Annotated in this window: 14 protein-coding genes; 10 read left to right on the forward strand and 4 right to left on the reverse strand. The window is 70.1% G+C overall.

Features of this window, described 5'->3' with window-relative positions:
- Positions 1-129 precede the first annotated feature (129 nt).
- The 3 genes from murC to ftsW all read right to left on the reverse strand — a co-directional run bounded on the left by murC (position 130) and on the right by ftsW (position 3971).
- On the reverse strand, positions 130-1542 hold the full coding sequence (gene murC, locus ACE3QW_RS12430; RefSeq protein WP_029556794.1) for a UDP-N-acetylmuramate--L-alanine ligase: 1413 nt from the start codon (positions 1540-1542) through the stop codon (positions 130-132).
- On the reverse strand, positions 1539-2666 hold the full coding sequence (gene murG / locus ACE3QW_RS12435; protein WP_374251710.1) for an undecaprenyldiphospho-muramoylpentapeptide beta-N-acetylglucosaminyltransferase: 1128 nt from the start codon (positions 2664-2666) through the stop codon (positions 1539-1541). The genes murC and murG overlap by 4 nt, the downstream gene beginning before the upstream one ends.
- Before the next feature lie 93 nt (positions 2667-2759).
- Positions 2760-3971, reverse strand: a complete 1212-nt coding sequence (gene ftsW, locus ACE3QW_RS12440; protein WP_374251711.1) for a putative lipid II flippase FtsW — start codon at positions 3969-3971, stop codon at positions 2760-2762.
- A 124-nt stretch (positions 3972-4095) separates the two neighbouring features.
- Here ftsW and ACE3QW_RS12445 point away from each other — a divergent pair, with 124 nt between their 5' ends.
- The 10 genes from ACE3QW_RS12445 to nadC all read left to right on the forward strand — a co-directional run bounded on the left by ACE3QW_RS12445 (position 4096) and on the right by nadC (position 15690).
- Entirely contained in the window at positions 4096-6738 is a 2643-nt protein-coding gene (locus ACE3QW_RS12445; RefSeq protein WP_374251712.1) for a ligase-associated DNA damage response DEXH box helicase, read from the forward strand.
- Between the two features lie 655 nt (positions 6739-7393).
- Positions 7394-7825, forward strand: coding sequence for a metallopeptidase family protein (locus ACE3QW_RS12450; protein WP_374251713.1), 432 nt, complete (start codon positions 7394-7396; stop codon positions 7823-7825).
- 75 nt (positions 7826-7900) lie between these two features.
- Positions 7901-8458, forward strand: a complete 558-nt coding sequence (locus ACE3QW_RS12455; protein ID WP_029556790.1) for a cytochrome b — start codon at positions 7901-7903, stop codon at positions 8456-8458.
- A 179-nt stretch (positions 8459-8637) separates the two neighbouring features.
- Positions 8638-9243 (forward strand): 3-isopropylmalate dehydratase small subunit, encoded by a 606-nt coding sequence (leuD, locus tag ACE3QW_RS12460; RefSeq protein WP_029556789.1) that lies wholly within the window; start codon positions 8638-8640, stop codon positions 9241-9243.
- Positions 9244-9335: 92 nt separating this feature from the next.
- On the forward strand, positions 9336-9953 hold the full coding sequence (locus ACE3QW_RS12465) for a chemotaxis protein CheB (protein WP_374251714.1): 618 nt from the start codon (positions 9336-9338) through the stop codon (positions 9951-9953).
- Positions 9950-10972, forward strand: a complete 1023-nt coding sequence (locus ACE3QW_RS12470; RefSeq protein ID WP_024277171.1) for a diguanylate cyclase domain-containing protein — start codon at positions 9950-9952, stop codon at positions 10970-10972. Before ACE3QW_RS12465 ends, ACE3QW_RS12470 begins: the two co-directional genes overlap by 4 nt.
- Before the next feature lie 147 nt (positions 10973-11119).
- Entirely contained in the window at positions 11120-12049 is a 930-nt protein-coding gene (locus tag ACE3QW_RS12475; protein WP_374251715.1) for a hypothetical protein, read from the forward strand.
- 58 nt (positions 12050-12107) lie between these two features.
- A complete protein-coding gene (nadA, locus tag ACE3QW_RS12480) occupies positions 12108-13133 on the forward strand; it encodes a quinolinate synthase NadA (protein ID WP_374251716.1) in 1026 nt (341 codons plus the stop codon).
- 71 nt (positions 13134-13204) lie between these two features.
- On the forward strand, positions 13205-14719 hold the full coding sequence (locus tag ACE3QW_RS12485; RefSeq protein ID WP_374251717.1) for an L-aspartate oxidase: 1515 nt from the start codon (positions 13205-13207) through the stop codon (positions 14717-14719).
- Positions 14720-14835: 116 nt separating this feature from the next.
- Entirely contained in the window at positions 14836-15690 is an 855-nt protein-coding gene (nadC, locus tag ACE3QW_RS12490; protein ID WP_374251718.1) for a carboxylating nicotinate-nucleotide diphosphorylase, read from the forward strand.
- Positions 15691-15697: 7 nt separating this feature from the next.
- Here the strand turns inward: nadC and ACE3QW_RS12495 are convergent, their stop codons facing one another.
- Complete coding sequence (locus ACE3QW_RS12495; protein ID WP_374251719.1) at positions 15698-16489, reverse strand: helix-turn-helix domain-containing protein; 792 nt, start codon at positions 16487-16489, stop codon at positions 15698-15700.
- Between the last annotated feature and the right edge of the window lie 146 nt (positions 16490-16635).

Raw genomic sequence — 16635 nt, forward strand, 5'->3', positions numbered from 1 at the left:
CTGCCTGCCCCAAGCCACTGGCCCCCTGCGCTGCCGATGCCCCCCGGCCCGGCATTGCTTCGACCAGTCTATACGCAGATCACCCCGCGGCAGAAGCCAGTGACGACCTCATATTTCAGCTCAACCCCTTCAGGCTGCAGGTTTCAGCGCCTGCAACTCTGCCGGCAGCGCATAGGCCCAGCCCGAGATGGAGCCGGCGCCGAGGCAGATCACATAGTCCCCCGGCTTCGCCAGCCCGGCGACGATGCCGGCCAGCTGCTCCGGCCCGTCCAGCGCCGTCACCGAGCGATGGCCGTGGGCGATGAGGCCCTGCACCAGATGGTCCCGGTCCGCGCCCTCGATGGGCGCCTCGCCGGCGGTGTAGACCGGCGCCACCACCACATGGTCGGCATCGTTGAAGCAGGTGCAGAATTCGTCAAAGAGGGAGGCGAGGCGGCTGTAGCGGTGCGGCTGCACCACGGCGATCACCTGCCCCTCGCTCGCCGCGCGGGCGGCCTTGAGCACGGCGGCGATCTCCACCGGGTGGTGGCCGTAATCGTCGTACACGGTCACGCCGTTCCACTCGCCGGTGCGGGTGAAGCGCCGCTTCACGCCGCCGAACTGGGACAGCGCCTCAATGATCTTCTCGTCCGGCACCTTCAGCTCGTGGGCGACGGCGATGGCGGCGGTGGCGTTCAGCGCGTTGTGCTTGCCGGGCATGGGCAGGCGCAGGCCACGGATCTCGTGCACGGTCTCGCCCGCGCGATTGCGGAACACCACGCCGAACTTGGTGACGCCGCCCTTGAGGTCCACGTCCACCAGGCGCACGTCGGCCTGCGGGTTCTCGCCATAGGTGATGACGCGCCGATCCTCGATGCGGCCCACCAGCGCCTGCACCACCGGATGGTCGATGCACATCACCGCGAAGCCGTAGAAGGGCACGTTCTCCACGAACGCCTTGAACGCCTCCTGCACCTTGTCGAAGGTCTTGAAGTGGTCGAGGTGCTCGGGGTCCACATTGGTGACGATGGCGACTTCCGTGGGCAGCTTCAGGAAGGTGCCGTCGCTCTCATCCGCCTCCACCACCATCCAGTTGCCGTCGCCGAGGCGGGCGTTGGTGCCGTAGGCGTTGATGATGCCGCCGTTGATGACGGTGGGGTCGAAGTTGCCGGCGTCGAGCAGGGCCGCCACCAGCGAGGTGGTGGTGGTCTTGCCGTGGGTGCCGGCGATGGAGACGCAGCTCTTCAGCCGCATCAGCTCGGCCAGCATCTCGGCGCGGCGCACCACGGGCAGGCGCTTGGCGCGGGCCGCCATCAGTTCGGGATTGTCGCGCTTGATGGCGGAGGAGACCACCACCACGTCGGCGTCGTCCACGTTGGCGGCGGCGTGGCCGATCATCACCTTGATGCCGCGCTCGCGCAGGCGCTTCACGTTGGCGCTGTCGGCCACGTCCGAGCCCTGCACCTCGTAGCCGAGATTGTGCAGCACCTCGGCGATGCCGCTCATGCCGATGCCGCCGATGCCGACGAAGTGGATGGAGCCGAGGCCGGACGGCAGCTTCATGCGCTGTTTCCCCTGAAGGTTGCGACCGCGCCGCCGCCCGCCAGATGCCGGACGAGACCGCCCAGCCGCTCGGCAGCGTCAAGCACGCTCTGGCTTCTGGCCCGATCGGCCATCCGCGTCAATGATGCGGGTTCGGCGGCAAAGGTATTGAGTTCCAGCGCCAGCCGGTCCGGCTCGAATTCCACCTGCCGCAGCACCAAAGCCGCGCCCACCTCGGCGAGGGTGCGGGCGTTGGCGGCCTGGTCCTGGTCCAGCGCATGGGGCAGCGGCACGAGGATGGAGGGCCGGCCGGTGGCGGCAAGCTCGGCCACCGTTCCGGCACCGGAGCGGGAGATGACGAGATGGGCGCGCGCCATGCGCGCCGGCAGGTCGTCGAAGAAGGTCTTCGCCTCGGCTCGGACGCCGAGCCGGGCATAGGTGTCCTGCACCCGTTGCAGATCCTCCTCCCGCGCCTGCTGGACGAGGACGAGGCGGCCCCTGAGATCGGCGCCGAGCCGCGCGATGGCCTCGGGCACCACATCGGACATCACCCGCGCCCCCTGGCTGCCGCCGAAGATGAGCAGATGGAGGTCGCCACCGGGCACGGGCGGGTCATAGGGCGCCGCAGCAGCCGCGATGGCGGCGGGGCGCAGGGGATTGCCGGTCCACACCGCCTTGGCCTTCAGCGCGGGATCGGCATCCACCACGCCGGGAAAGCCGGTGGCGATGGCGGTGACGCGGCGCGCCAGCATCCGGTTGGCCCGGCCCATCACGCCGTTCGCCTCGTGCACGATGCTCGGCACGCCGGAAAAGCTCGCCGCCAGCAGCGGCGGCACGGTGGGATAGCCGCCGAAACCCACGACAGCCACCGGCTTCACCCGGCGCAGCAGGGCGAGGCTGGAGACGAAGCCGGAGGCCAGCGCAAAGCCGGTGCGGGCGAGCGAGATGGGGGAGCGCCCGCGCACCGTGTCGGCCGGCAGCACATGCAGCTCGCGCGCCGGGAAGTGCCCGGCATAGCGGGCGGCGCGGGCGTCGGTGGCGAGATCCACCGTGAAGCCCTGCCGGGTCAGCACGGCGGCCAGCGCCTCGGCCGGAAACAGGTGGCCGCCGGTGCCGCCGGCGGCGAGAAGGACGAGATCGGTCACATTATCCCCTCGGGCCACGGAGCGGCCGAAGCATCAGGCAGCGTGCCGCAGTGCCCCGGCAATGCGGCGGTTCCGCGTCCGCGCGCCGCGCGATCAGGCCGGATCGGGCACCGCAGCGGGCGGCGACACCGGGCGGGCGAGGCTCTCGCCCCGGCGCGGATCGGCGCCATGGCCCTCGCTGAGCCGCGCCAGCGCCGCGGCACCGGGCCGCTTGCGCGAGAGGGCCAGCAGCATCCCCATGCCGAAGGCGATGGAGATGAGCGAGGAGCCGCCATAGGAGATGAAGGGCAGCGTCATGCCCTTGGCCGGCGCGATATGGACGTTCACCGCCATGTTGATGGAGGCCTGCAGGCTGAACAGCAGCGCGAGGCCGGTGATGGCGAAGCGGGTGAAGGGATCGCTCTCCTTCGAGGCGCGCGAGAGCGAGCGCAGCAGGATGAAGGCGAACAGGGCGAGGATGATGAGGCACAGGATGATGCCGAACTCCTCGCCCGCCACCGCGAACACGAAGTCGGTGTGGCCGTCCGGGAGCATCCGCTTCATGGTGCCCTCGCCCGGCCCGGTGCCGAACCAGCCGCCGCTCCTGAACGAGTTCAGCGCCGCATCGATCTGGTAGGTGTCGCCGGAATCGGGATTGAGGAAGCGGTTGATGCGCTTCTGCACGTGGGACACGGTCATGTAGGCGATGAAGCCGCCGCCCGCGCCGACGCCGACGAGCCCCACCATCCAGATCCAGCGCAGGCCGGCGAGGAAGAACAGGGACGACCAGACGAGACAGATCAGCAGGCTCTGGCCGAAGTCCGGCTGCTTCACCAGCGGGCCGAGCACGCTGCCAAGCAGGAGGAAGGCGAACAGGGTCGCCGGCATTTCCGGCCGCTTGGTGCTTTCGGCGAACAGCCAGGCGGCGAGGATGACGAAGGCCGGCTTGATGAATTCGGACGGCTGCACGGTGATGCCGGCGATGGTGAGCCAGCGCCGCGCGCCCTTCACCTCCGGCCCGAACACGAGCGTCGCCAGCAGCAGCACGAAGAACACGCCGAACACCACGACGCAGGTACGCCGGATGGTGCGCGGAGACATGAAGGAGGTGGCGATCATCACCACCGCGGCGGGAAGGAGGAACAGCACCTGCCGGTTCACGAAGTGGAACGGGTCGGCGATGTTGAGGCGGGCGGCCACCGCCGGGCTGGCGGCGAGGCACAGGATGATGCCGATCACCATCAGCCCGCAGAGGCTTGCCAGCAGGGCGCGGTCCACCGTCCACCACCATTCGCTCAAGACGGTGCGGTCGGCGCGCGACATCATGGGACGCATACTCCGGGACGGGACATTTCCCGCACCATGCCCCCGCGTTGGTTGACGGCCGATTAAGGATCGTCGTCGCTCCGGGGGCATCGCGGAACGGCGCCGGGCGCCCTATCTTTCCCCCGTGGCCAGAGCGAGCAAGGCGCGCAGCGCGACACCGTCCGGGGCATCCGCCCTTCCCGAGCCGTTCGCCGGCTGGTTCCGCACGCGGGGCTGGACGCCGCGGGCGCACCAGCTCGACCTCATCGCCGCCGCCGAGAGCGGCCACTCGGTGCTGCTCATCGCGCCCACCGGCGCCGGCAAGACGCTGGCCGGCTTCCTGCCGACCCTGATCGAGCTGAGCCGCCCGAAGGCGAAGATCCGCAAGGCCGCCGCCCCGGTGGCCGAAACCCCTGAAACAGACACCGGCGCGGCGGCCGTGCCCTTCGCCCGCTGGCAGGCGGAGCGGCCGGAATCGCCGCTGCACACGCTCTATATCTCGCCGCTGAAGGCGCTGGCGGTGGACATCGCGCGCAATCTGGAAGCCCCGGTGGAGGAGATGGGGCTCGACATCCGCGTGGAGACCCGCACCGGCGACACGCCCGCCTCGCGCCGCCAGCGCCAGCGGCGCGACCCGCCGCATATCCTCCTGACCACGCCGGAGCAGATCTCCCTGCTGCTCGCCTCGAAGGATGCGGAGCACCTCTTCTCCGGCCTCAAGCGCGTGGTGCTGGACGAACTGCACGCCCTCGTCACCTCCAAGCGCGGCGACCTGTTGTCCCTCGCCCTCGCGCGGCTGCGCGCCATCGCCCCCGGCCTGCAATGCGTCGGCCTCTCCGCCACCGTGGCGGAGCCGGACGACCTCAGGCGCTATCTGGTGCCGCAAAATCACAACGACTCCGAGGATGCGGCCGAGCCCGCGCTCGCCGATCTGGTGATCGCGGCGGGCGGGGCGGCGCCGGACATCTCCATGCTGGAGAGCCGGGCGCGCATGCCGTGGGCGAGCCACACGGCGCAGCACGCCTTCGCCGAGATTTACGAGCTGATCGGCGCCAACAAGCTGTCCCTCGTCTTCGTCAATACCCGCTGGCAGGCCGAATTCCTGTTTCAGGAACTCTGGCGCATCAACGACCTCAACTATCCCATCGCGCTCCACCACGGCTCCCTCGCGGTGGAGCAGCGGCGGCGGGTGGAGGCGGCCATGGCGGCGGGGAAACTGAAGGCCGTGGTGGCCACCTCGTCCCTCGACCTCGGCATCGACTGGGGCGACGTGGATCTCGTCATCAATGTGGGCGCGCCCAAGGGCGCCTCCCGCCTCATGCAGCGCATCGGCCGCGCCAATCACCGGCTGGACGAGCCCTCCCGCGCCGTGCTGGTCCCCGCCAACCGGTTCGAAGTGCTGGAATGCCGGGCCGCGCTGGAGGCGGTGAAGGCGGGCGCGCAGGACACCCCGCCCGAGCGGGAAGGCGCGTTCGACGTGCTGGCCCAGCACATCCTCGGCATGGCCTGCGCCGCGCCCTTCTCGGCTGATGCGCTCTATGCCGAGGTGCGCTCCGCCGCGCCCTACCGCACCTTGTCCCGCGAAGACTTCGATGCGGCGCTCGATTTCGTCGCCACCGGCGGCTACGCGCTGCGCGCCTATGAGCGCTACGCCAAGATCCGCCGCACCAAGGACGGGCTGTGGCGCGTCGCCAATCCCATGATCGCCCAAGGCTACCGGCTGAACGTGGGCACCATCGTGGAAGCCTCCATGCTGAAGGTGCGCCTTGTGTCGGCGCGCGGCGCAGCCAAGACCGGCGTCGCCGGGCGGGTGCGGTTCGGCGGGCGGCTGCTGGGCGAGGTGGAGGAGTATTTCGTCGAGACCCTGGTGCCGGGCGACACCTTCGTCTTCGCCGGGGAAATCCTGCGCTACGAAGTGCTGGTGGAGGACGAGGTCTATGTCTCGCGCACCACCGCCACCGAGCCGAAGGTGCCGGCCTATGCGGGCGGCAAGTTCCCCCTCTCCACCTTCCTGGCGGCCGGGGTGCGGGCGCTGCTCTCCGCACCGGAGCGCTGGGCCGCCCTGCCGCCGCAGGTGCGCGACTGGCTGGAACTGCAGAAGGCCAAGTCCCGCCTGCCGGGCCGGGATGATCTGCTGGTGGAGACCTTCGAGCGGTCGGGGCGCTACTACCTCGTCACCTACCCGTTCGAGGGCCGGCTCGCCCATCAGACGCTGGGCATGCTTTTGACCCGCCGGCTGGAGCGGGCGCGGCTGAAGCCGCTGGGCTTCGTCGCCAATGATTATGCCCTCGCCGTCTATGCCGCCGGCGACATGGGGGCGGCCATCAGCCAGAGGCGGCTGTCGCTGGATGACCTGTTCGATCAGGACATGCTGGGCGACGATCTGGAAGCGTGGCTGGCCGAAAGCGCGCTGATGAAGCGGACCTTCCGCCATTGCGCCGTCATCGCCGGACTCATCGAGCGGCGGTTTCCGGGTAAGGAGAAGACCTCCCGGCAGGTCACGGTCTCCACCGACCTCATCTATGACGTGCTGCGCCGGCACGAGCCGGACCACCTGCTGCTGCGCGCGGCGCGGGCGGACGCGGCAACCGGGCTGCTGGATGTGAAGCGGCTGGGGGAAATGCTGGCGCGCATCCGCGGGCATGTGGTGCACCAGCCGCTGCCGCGCGTGTCGCCGCTGGCCGTGCCGGTGCTGCTGGAGATCGGACGGGAGAGCGTGGGCGGCGACGCCAACGAGGCGCTGCTCGCCGAGGCGGAGGAGGAACTGGTGCGGGCGGCGACGGAATGAGCGTCAGGCGCGCCGGGACCGTCAGGCCAGACTTGCGCGGATCACCTTCCGCGAATCACCAAGCCCGCCGGTGGGCGTACGGCCCGCTGCGCTCAAGCGCATGAAATTCCCTCGCGGCAAGCCTTTGCGGCGCGCCACGTCCCGTCCCCGCGGTGCATTTCGCACCTGCGAAGACAAATCGGAGCTGTTGCATCCATGAGACGAGCAACTTTGAACCGGCTCCAACTTCATCACAATCGCGTGATCGACCGGGGCACAAAAGGCCCGCACAATCTTCCGCTGACTCAGAAGACCGCGCCCACGACCGTCGCGACCGAAGCGGCGCTGGCCTCGTGGGGGGCGAAAAACGCAGCGATACCAAGGATGGACACCAGAGCGCCCGTGACAGCAAGCTTGCGAAGCATGGCTTTACTCCCAGATCCCGTAAGATCCCGTTCTGCACCGACAACGATGCAGGGGGATTAAGAGTTCCTTAACCAAGTCACCCTGAACCCTTTTTGATGCTTGCGTTAACGAAGTGTTCAGGAAAGTCACGGGTCCGTGACGCCGGGCGCGCGGAAGTCACCGGACCGGCCACCCCGGCGACGACTTCAGCGGTTCGTGATGTTGCGCTGCAAAATGAAGTAACGCGGATGTAACCGGCAGGAGGGGAAGCATGTCGTTGAGCAGCGTACCGTCGAAGAGCCGATGGCACGATGTGGAGGCCCCCGGGCTGGAGGAACTGGAGCAGCTGGCGCAGGAGGCCTTCGCCGCCCTGCCGGACTCGTTCCGCGCCCTGTGCCAGGGCCTCGTCATCAAGGTGGAGGACTTTCCCACCGACGAGGTGCTGGACGAGCTCGGCGCCGAGACGCCGTTCGACCTGCTCGGCCTGTTCCACGGCATCGGCCGCGCGCAGGGCGGGGCGGTGGCCCAGACCGGGCAGATGCCCAACATGGTGTTCCTCTATCGCCGCCCCATCCTCGATTACTGGGCGGAGAACGAGGAAACCCTCGGCGACGTCGTCACCCACGTGCTGGTGCACGAGATCGGGCATCATTTCGGCCTCAGCGACGATGACATGGAGGCCATCGAGGACCGGGCCAATTGACCGCAGGCAAAACACTACCTTGGCACTGGACCCAGCGGCAGCGCTTTCTAGAATGACTCCAAAAAGGAGACCTCCATGCCTGTCGATCCTCGCATGACCCGTTACGGGCCGGCCCTGCGCGCCCTGCACTGGCTCACCGCCATCGCCGTCTTCACGGCGTTCGGCGTGACCTACCTGGAACAGTTCTTCGCGCGGGGAACGCCGGCACGGGGCATGGTGTGGTGGGTCCACATCTCGGTCGGCCTCCTGCTCATCGCGCTGGTGGCGGTGCGCATTCCCGTGCGCATCTTCGGCCGCAACCCGCCGGCCTCGACGCAGATCAGCCGGCCGGTGGCCATCGCCTCGCACATCGTGCACGGTCTGCTCTACCTCGCGCTCATCGCCACGCTCGCGCTCGGCGTCTATCTCGCCTTCCTGCGCGGCAATGCGGTGTCCTTCTTCTCGCTCTTCACCATCCCCTCGCCCATCGCGGTCAACCGCGACCTGGGCAAGCAGGTGCAGGAGATCCACGAGCTGATGGCCAACGCCGTGATCGTGCTGGCCCTGCTGCACGCGGCCGCCGCCGTGCTCCATCACGTCGTGCTGAAGGACGACGTGCTGAAGCGCATGCTGCCGGAGCGTCTCGCCCCCTGACGCGCGCGCCGGCGGGGCCAAGGCGCTGTGCAAGGCGCGGCGTGCCTGTTATGGATGACCGCTACGGACGCGCCCTGCGGGGTGCGTCCGGCGCGCCATAGACACGGGCTGCGCCGCCGGGTTTCAGCCACCGAGGCCCGGTACCCGAGACCCGGCAGACGGATAAGGCAGAAGGTCCCATGGAGAAGTTCACGGTCCTGGAGGGCGTCGCGGCGCCGATGAAGCTGGTCAATGTCGACACCGACATGATCATCCCCAAGCAGTATCTGAAGACGATCCAGCGCACCGGCCTCGGCAAGGGCCTGTTCTCCGAGATGCGCTATCTCGACGACGGCGCCGAGAACCCCGCCTTCGTGCTGAACCAGCCGGCCTACCGCTCTTCCAAGATCCTCGTCGCCGGCGACAATTTCGGCTGCGGCTCCTCGCGCGAGCACGCGCCGTGGGCGCTGCTGGACTTCGGCATCCGCTGCGTGATCTCCACGTCGTTCGCGGACATCTTCTACAACAACTGCTTCAAGAACGGCATTCTGCCCATCGTCGTCTCCAAGGACGACCTGGACAAGCTGTTCGATGACGCCGAGCGCGGCGCGAACGCCACCCTCACCATCGACCTGCCGGCCCAGGAAATCCGCGGCCCCGACGGCGGCGTGGTCAAGTTCGAGATCGACCCCTTCCGCAAGCGCTGCCTGGTCGAGGGGCTGGACGACATCGGCCTCACCCTCCAGAAGGCGCCGGCCATCGACCAGTACGAGACCACCAAGGGCGCCGAGCAGCCCTGGCTGTGACGCCGTGAACCGGCCGCGGCGCTGACGGGAAGGACGGGCGGGCGATGGAACCATCCCCCGACCCTTTCCCCCCGGGCGCGTTCACCCCGGGCATGCGGCCCGCAGCCCGCGCCATCGTCATCGGCGCGTCGGCGGGCGGGCCTCCCGCCCTCGGCCGGCTGCTCGCCGCGCTCGATCCGGAGCCGGACGTCGGCATCGCGGTGGTCAACCACGTGGGGGCGGACGGGCCGGACCTGCTGCCCGCCATCCTCGCCCGTCTTTCGGGGCGGGCCGTCATTCTCGCGCAGGAGCGCTGCCCCCTTGCGGGTGGCCTTGTCCATGTCGCCCCTAGCGGGTACCACTTGGAAGTGGGGCGGGACCGCTGTTTTTCACTCTCCGTGGACCCGCGGGTGTGCTATTCGCGTCCTGCAATTGACGTTCTGTTCGCCAGCGCCGCCGAGGCCTACGGTGACGCTTTGGCTGGAGTGGTCCTCACCGGCGCCAGCAGCGACGGGGCGGAGGGACTGAAGCGCATTCGCGAACTGGGAGGCCGTGCCTTCGTGCAGGAGCCGTCGGAAGCCGAGGTCGATACCATGCCGCTGGCCGCGCTTCAGCGCGCCGGAGCGGACCTCTGCGCCCCGCTGGCCGTGCTTGCCGAGGCGCTCACGGCGTTCGGCCGTAACCCGCGCGGAGACTTGAGCGGGCACTTGCGACCGAGGATGGCCGAATGAGCATGGCCGATCTGCCCAAGATTCTCGTCGTCGACGACGTGCGCGCCAATCTTGTCGGCATGCGCCGCCTGCTCGCCCCCGTGAAGGCCGAGATCTACGAGGCCCATTCCGGCAACGAGGCGCTCGCGCTTTGCCTCGACCACCGCTTCGCGCTCATCCTGCTCGATGTGCAGATGCCCGATATGGACGGGTTCGAGGTGGCCGCCCTCCTCAACAACGACCCGGCCACCTGCGACGTGCCCATCGTGTTCGTGACCGCGGCCTATCACGACGACATCAACCGGCTGAAGGGCTACACCTTCGGCGCGGTGGACTACATCGCCAAGCCCATCAACGACGCCGTGCTCCTCTCCAAGGTCACGGTCTTCCTCGACCTGCACATCTCCAAGCTGCGCCTCAAGGGCGCGCTGGAGGAGCTGGAGAAGCGCAACCGGCAGCTGGAGATCGAGATCGAGGAGCGCCGCCGGGTCGAGAAGCAGATCCGCCACATGGCGACCCACGATGCCCTGACCGGCCTCGGCAACCGCATCCTGTTCGTGGAGCACCTGACCCGCGCGCGCGCCCAGGCGCAGCGCCACGGGCGGGAATTCGCTTTGCTCTACATCGACATCGACGGCTTCAAGCAGGTCAACGACCGGCACGGCCACGGGGTGGGCGACAAGCTGCTGTGCGCGATCGCCAACCGGCTGCGCGGCAACCTGCGGCAGGAGGATTTCGCCGTCCGCCTGTCGGGCGACGAATTCGCCGTCATCATGGTGGACCTCGCCGAGGGCGATGCCGCCCACGCCCAGGGCCAGCGCCTGTGTGAAGTGCTGCGCGAGCCCTATATCGTCTCCTACAACGATCAGGCCTACACGGTCAGCGTCGGCGCCAGCATCGGCATCGCGCTCTATCCGCGCCACACCACCGACGAGACCGAGCTGATCCGCCTCGCGGATACGGCCATGTACGAGGTGAAGCAGCAGGGCAAGGACGGCGTGCGCCTCGCCATCGCCCGGCCGGTGGTGCAATCGGCCTGAGCCCCCCTGAAGTGGTGCGGGGTGCGGGCGCGGTGCGCCTTCGCAGCCCGGCGCGGCCGTGATATCCGGGACAGTGCGGGCGGTTGGCTCCCCCGCGACCCAGACCACGGCCCGCCCACTGCCCAGCCCACCGCCTCCGGGAGCTTCATGCCGAAGTCCGCCAGCCGATCCGTCGTCGTCGACCTCATCGCCGTGCTCGCGGCCGTGACCGGCGGCGAGCCGCGGGTGATGACGGTGGAGCACGGCTCGGCCCTGCCCTCCGGCCCGTTCGAGCTGGCGCATCGCTCCCTCCAGCAGGGCCTGCGCGACTGGGTGGAGCAGCGCACCCACCATCCGCTCGGCTATCTCGAGCAGCTCTACACCTTCGCCGACAAGGACCGCGCCGGGGCGGAGAGCGCCGCGCGCACCATCTCCATCTCCTATCTCGGCCTCGCCCGCGAGCAGGCGGCCACGGCTGGCGCCGCCGAGTGGCACGGCTGGTATGAATACTTCCCGTGGGAGGACCATCGCGACGGCCCGCCGCCCGTCATCGCCGGAACGCTGGCGCCGGCCCTCGCCGCCTGGGCCGAGGCGGCTCCCTCGGTGGCCGAGCGCAGCCACCGCCGCCAGCGGGCCGCCCTCAGCTTCGGGCTCGACGGCGCGGCCTGGAACGAGGAGCTGACCCTCCAGCGCTACGAGCTGCTCTTCGAGGCCGGCATCGTCGCCGAGCGGCTGCGCCGTGAGGGGCACGCGGAGGCCGCGGGGGCCGGACGGGCCATGATCGCCGACCACCGGCGCATCCTCGCCACCGCCATCGCGCGGCTCAGGGCCAAGATAAAATACCGCCCGGTGGTGTTCGAGCTGATGCCGCCCACCTTCACTTTGCTCCAGCTGCAGCGCTGCGTGGAGGCCATCGCCGGGCGGACGCTGCACAAGCAGAATTTTCGCCGGCTGATGGAGCAGCAGGAACTGGTGGAGGAAGCCGGCGGCGCCACCACCGAAACCCTTGGCCGGCCTGCAAAACTCTTCCGCTTCCGCCATGCGGTGGTGGAGGAGCGGGCCTTCGCCGGAACGAAATTGCCCCTCGCACGCTCTTGACAAGACTTATGCTCAGGATAAGCATATGCCCAACATATGCTCAAACTGAGTATAGACAATGGTCGCATCCACCCTTTCCGCCGCCCCCGTTTCTCCCACTCCGGATGCCCTCGCGGCGGCTTTCGCCCGCACGGCGCCGCTCTACGAGAAGGTCCGCCGGGTGGTGCCGCCTGCCGACTGGGCCTTCCTCGCCGAGGATGCGGAGGCGATCCTCCGGCTGAAGCGCGAGCGCAACGCCGTCATCCTCGCGCACAACTACCAGACGCCGGAAATCTTCCACTGCGTCGCCGACATCGTGGGCGACAGCCTGGCGCTGGCCCGCGAGGCCATGCGGGTGGATGCGGACGTGATCGTGCTGGCCGGCGTCTACTTCATGGCCGAGACGGCGAAGCTGCTGAACCCGGGCAAGACCGTCCTGATCCCGGATCAGGACGCCGGCTGCTCGCTGGCCGATTCCATCACCGCCGCCGACGTGCGCCTCATGCGCGCCGCCCATCCCGGCGTGCCGGTGATCGCCTATGTGAACACGTCCGCCGCCGTGAAGGCCGAGGTGGACGTGTGCTGCACCTCGGGCAATGCGGCGCGGGTGGTGAAGTCGTTCGGCGTGCCGAAGGTCATCATGCTGCCGGACCAGTATCTGGCGAAGAATGTCGCCGCCGAGACCGGCATCGACATCATCTCCTGGGCCGGCCAGTGCGAGGTGCACGAGCTGTTCACCGCCGCCGACGTGCGCGAGCTGCGCGCGGCCAATCCCGGCGTCACCGTGCTGGTCCACCCGGAATGCCCGCCGGAAGTGGTGGCGGAAGCCGATTTCGCCGGCTCCACCGCCGCCATGAGCGACTATGTGAGCGAGAAGCGCCCGCCCCGCGTGGTGCTGCTCACCGAATGCTCCATGGCCGACAACGTGGCGGTCCACTATCCCGACATCGACTTCGTGCGCCCCTGCAATCTCTGCCCGCACATGAAGAAGATCACGCTCCGCAACATCCGGGCCGCGCTGGAGAACAATCTCCACGAAGTCACCATCGACCCCGAGATCGCCGCGCGCGCCCGCGCCTCGGTCGAGCGGATGCTGGCGCTATGACCGGGGACCTTCTCTACGGCTTCGACGCGTTTTCTTCACGCGAACCGGTATCCACTTCGCTTGAAAACGCTATGGACGGCCGGCCCGTCATCGTCGGCGCCGGCATCGCCGGGCTTGCCGCGGCCCTCTTCCTCGCCCCCGAGCCGGTGGTGCTCCTCACCCGCGCGCCCCTCGGCACGGACGGCTCCAGCCCGCTGGCGCAGGGCGGCATCGCCGCAAGCGTCGGGCTGGACGACGATGACGCCCTCCACCTCGAAGACACGCTGGCGGCGGGCGACGGTCTCTGCGATGCCGAGGCCGCCCGCCGCATCCTCTCCGCCGGGCCGGACTCCATCGCGGCGCTGGAGCGCCTCGGCGTGCGCTTCGATCGCGACGCGGCCGGCGGCCTGCTGCTCGGCCTCGAAGCCGCCCACAGCCGGCGCCGCATCGTCCATGCGGATGGCGACGGCACGGGGCGCGAGCTGGTGCGCGCCTTGTCCGAGGCCGCGCGCGCCTGCCCCTCCATCACCCTCGTCGAGGGCGAGGCGCGGCGCATCCTGATGCGCGACGGAGACGTCTGCGGCCTGCTCGTGGCCACGGCCGAAGGCGCGCGGGTGCTCGCCACACGCCGCCTCGTGCTGGCGACGGGCGGGGTCGGCGCGCTCTACGAACACACCACCAATCCCGTCGCCTCCTGGGGCGTGGGAATCGCGCTGGCCGCGGAGGCGGGCGCGGAGCTGGCGGACCTTGAGTTCGTGCAGTTCCACCCGACCGCGCTGGCGACGCCCGCCCGCCCGCTCCCCCTCATCAGCGAGGCGGTGCGCGGGGAAGGCGCGCTCATCGTGGACGGCGCTGGCCGGCGCATTCTGGAGAACGTGCCGGGGAAGGAACTGGCTCCGCGCGATGTGGTGGCCCGTGCCGTCTGGCGCGAAGTCGTGGCGGGTCGCGACGTATTCCTCGATGCCCGCGCCAGCCTCGGCGCGCGCTTCGCCACCCGCTTCCCGCAGGTGGCGGCCGGCTGCCGCGCCGCCGGCATCGATCCGGCCACCGATCTCGTGCCCATCCGCCCCGCTGCGCACTACCACATGGGCGGCATTGCCGTGGATGCGCATGGGCGGAGCACCGTCCCCGGCCTCTGGGCGGCGGGGGAATGCGCCGCCACGGGCCTGCACGGCGCCAACCGCCTCGCTTCCAACTCCCTGCTGGAAGCGGTGGTGTGCGGGCGGGAGGTGGCGCAGAGCATCGCCGGGCAGGCGGCGGGGCGCGCGATCGCGTCCGCTGTGTCCTCGCTGCCCCCTGCGGCGGATGCGGCTCCGGCCCGCGCCATCGTCTCCCGCCTCGTCGGCGTCACCCGCGATGCGGAGGGGCTGACGGCGGCGCTCGCCCGCCTGCTGCCGCTGGCCGAAGGCTCAGGCCCCGCCGCCGCCCCGGCCCGCGTCGGCCTGATGATGGCGGCCTCGGCCCTCGCCCGCACCGAAAGCCGTGGCGCCCATGCGCGCACCGACTTTCCGCAGACCGCGCCGGTCGCCCGGCGCTCGCGCATCACCCTCCCCGCGGCGCTCGCCGCCGCCCGGCGCGTGCGCGTGCCGGACCTCGCCTTCGCCTAAAGCATTTTCGAGCGAAGTGGGTACCGGTTCGCGTGAAGAAAATGCGTCAACTCAATAACGTGGATCATTTCCCTGTTCCGCGAAACGGGGAAATGATCCCATCGAACGGAGCCGCCATGGCCGCCCTCGACCCGCTCCCCGAACTGATGGTGGAGCCCATCGTCCGCGCCGCGCTGCTGGAAGATCTCGGCCGCGCCGGGGATATCACCACCGATGCGGTGGTGCCGGCCGGACACATCAGCCGCCTCGTGCTCGCCGCCCGTCAGGACGGCGTGGTGGCGGGCCTCGACTGCGCCCGCCTCGCCTTCCGCCTGCTGAACCCGGACGTGCGCTTCACGCCCGTGGTGGCGGACGGTTCGCGCGTTGCCCCGGGCACCGTGCTCGCCGAAGTGGAAGGCCCCTCCCGCGCGCTCCTCACCGGCGAGCGCACCGGCCTCAACCTCGCCTGCCGCCTCTCCGGCATCGCCACGGCGACCGCCTCGCTCGCGGATGCGGTGGCGGGCCACAAGGCGCAGATCGTCTGCACCCGCAAGACCACGCCCGGCCTGCGCGCGCTGGAGAAATACGCCGTGCGCGCCGGCGGTGGCGCCAACCACCGCTTCGGCCTCGATGATGCAGTCCTGGTGAAGGACAACCACGTCGCCATCTCCGGCTCGGTGGCCGAGGCGGTGAGGCGCGTGCGCGCCCGCGCCGGTCACATGGTCAAGATCGAGGTGGAGGTGGACACCCTCGCCCAGCTGGAAGAACTGCTGACGCTCGGCGCCGATGCGGTGCTGCTCGACAACATGACCCCCGCCACCCTCGCCGAAGCCGTCCGCATGGTCGGCGGGCGGATGCTCACCGAGGCCTCGGGCCGGGTGAACCGCGAGACGGCGCCAGCCATCGCAGCGTCGGGCGTGGACCTCATCTCCGTGGGCTGGCTGACCCACAGCGCGCCCATCCTCGACATCGGCCTCGACTGGGTGGGCTGACGGGCGATCACAGGCGCACGCCGCGCAGGCTCTGGGAGGGCGCCGCGCCGAAGGTGCGGCGGAAGTCGTGGGTGAAGTGCGCCTGATCGGCAAAGCCGGCGGCATGAGCGGCGGCGGTGAAGCTGCTGCCGGCGGCGATCTCGCCGATGGCCCGCCGCATCCGGCCCCAGGCGCGATAGCGGCGGAACGGCACGCCCATCTCGGCCGTGAACAGGTGCTGCAGGCGGGAGGGAGACAGGCCCACCTTGCGGGCGAGGGCGGCAAGCTCCGGCACGCGCTCCGCATCGGTCATCGCCGCCGCCACTCGCTGGATGCGGGGATCAAGCCCGGCACGGGCGCGCCGGCGGGAGACATCCACCACATCGGTCAGGGCCGCGCCGGCCCAGCCGGCCGCGTCCGGTGCCTCCCACAGTTCGCGCAGCAGCGGCAACCCGCCCCCACCGCCGAAGAGGGCGCCCTGCTCCTCCCGCGCATTGGCCACCAGAGGCGCCAGCGCATGGGCGCCGTCCACGCTCGGCTCCAGATAGAAGACGGCGATGGGCTCGCCGCCCACGTCCAGCTCGTGCACCACCCCGGCCGGCACCAGCGCGGTGCGGCACGCCTGCCAGTTGCCGCCCTGGACCCTGAGCCCGAACGGCCCGTAGAGACCGGCGAGGAACACCGGGGCGCCGTGCTGGTGCGGGGCATTGTAGACGAGCGGCCCGGCGAAGAAGGTCCGGCCTTCGTCCAGGAACCAGAGCGGCCCGAGGCCCGCCGTCCCCGTCGCAGCACGTTCGTACAAGCGGGGCCGCGTGCCCATGCCTAGGCTCCTCCCGCCGGCACTTCACCACATCGCCACGGGCTGCACAAAGCCGCCCGCAGGGGGACCGCCATGCAGACGCCACCGCTCCGTCCCGGCGCGCCCAGCCGCCGCGCCCTACTCGCCGCCGCCATCGCCGCGCCGGC

It is taken from the genome of Xanthobacter sp. (genome assembly GCF_041911315.1).
GTDB classification, from domain to species: domain Bacteria; phylum Pseudomonadota; class Alphaproteobacteria; order Rhizobiales; family Xanthobacteraceae; genus Xanthobacter; species Xanthobacter aminoxidans.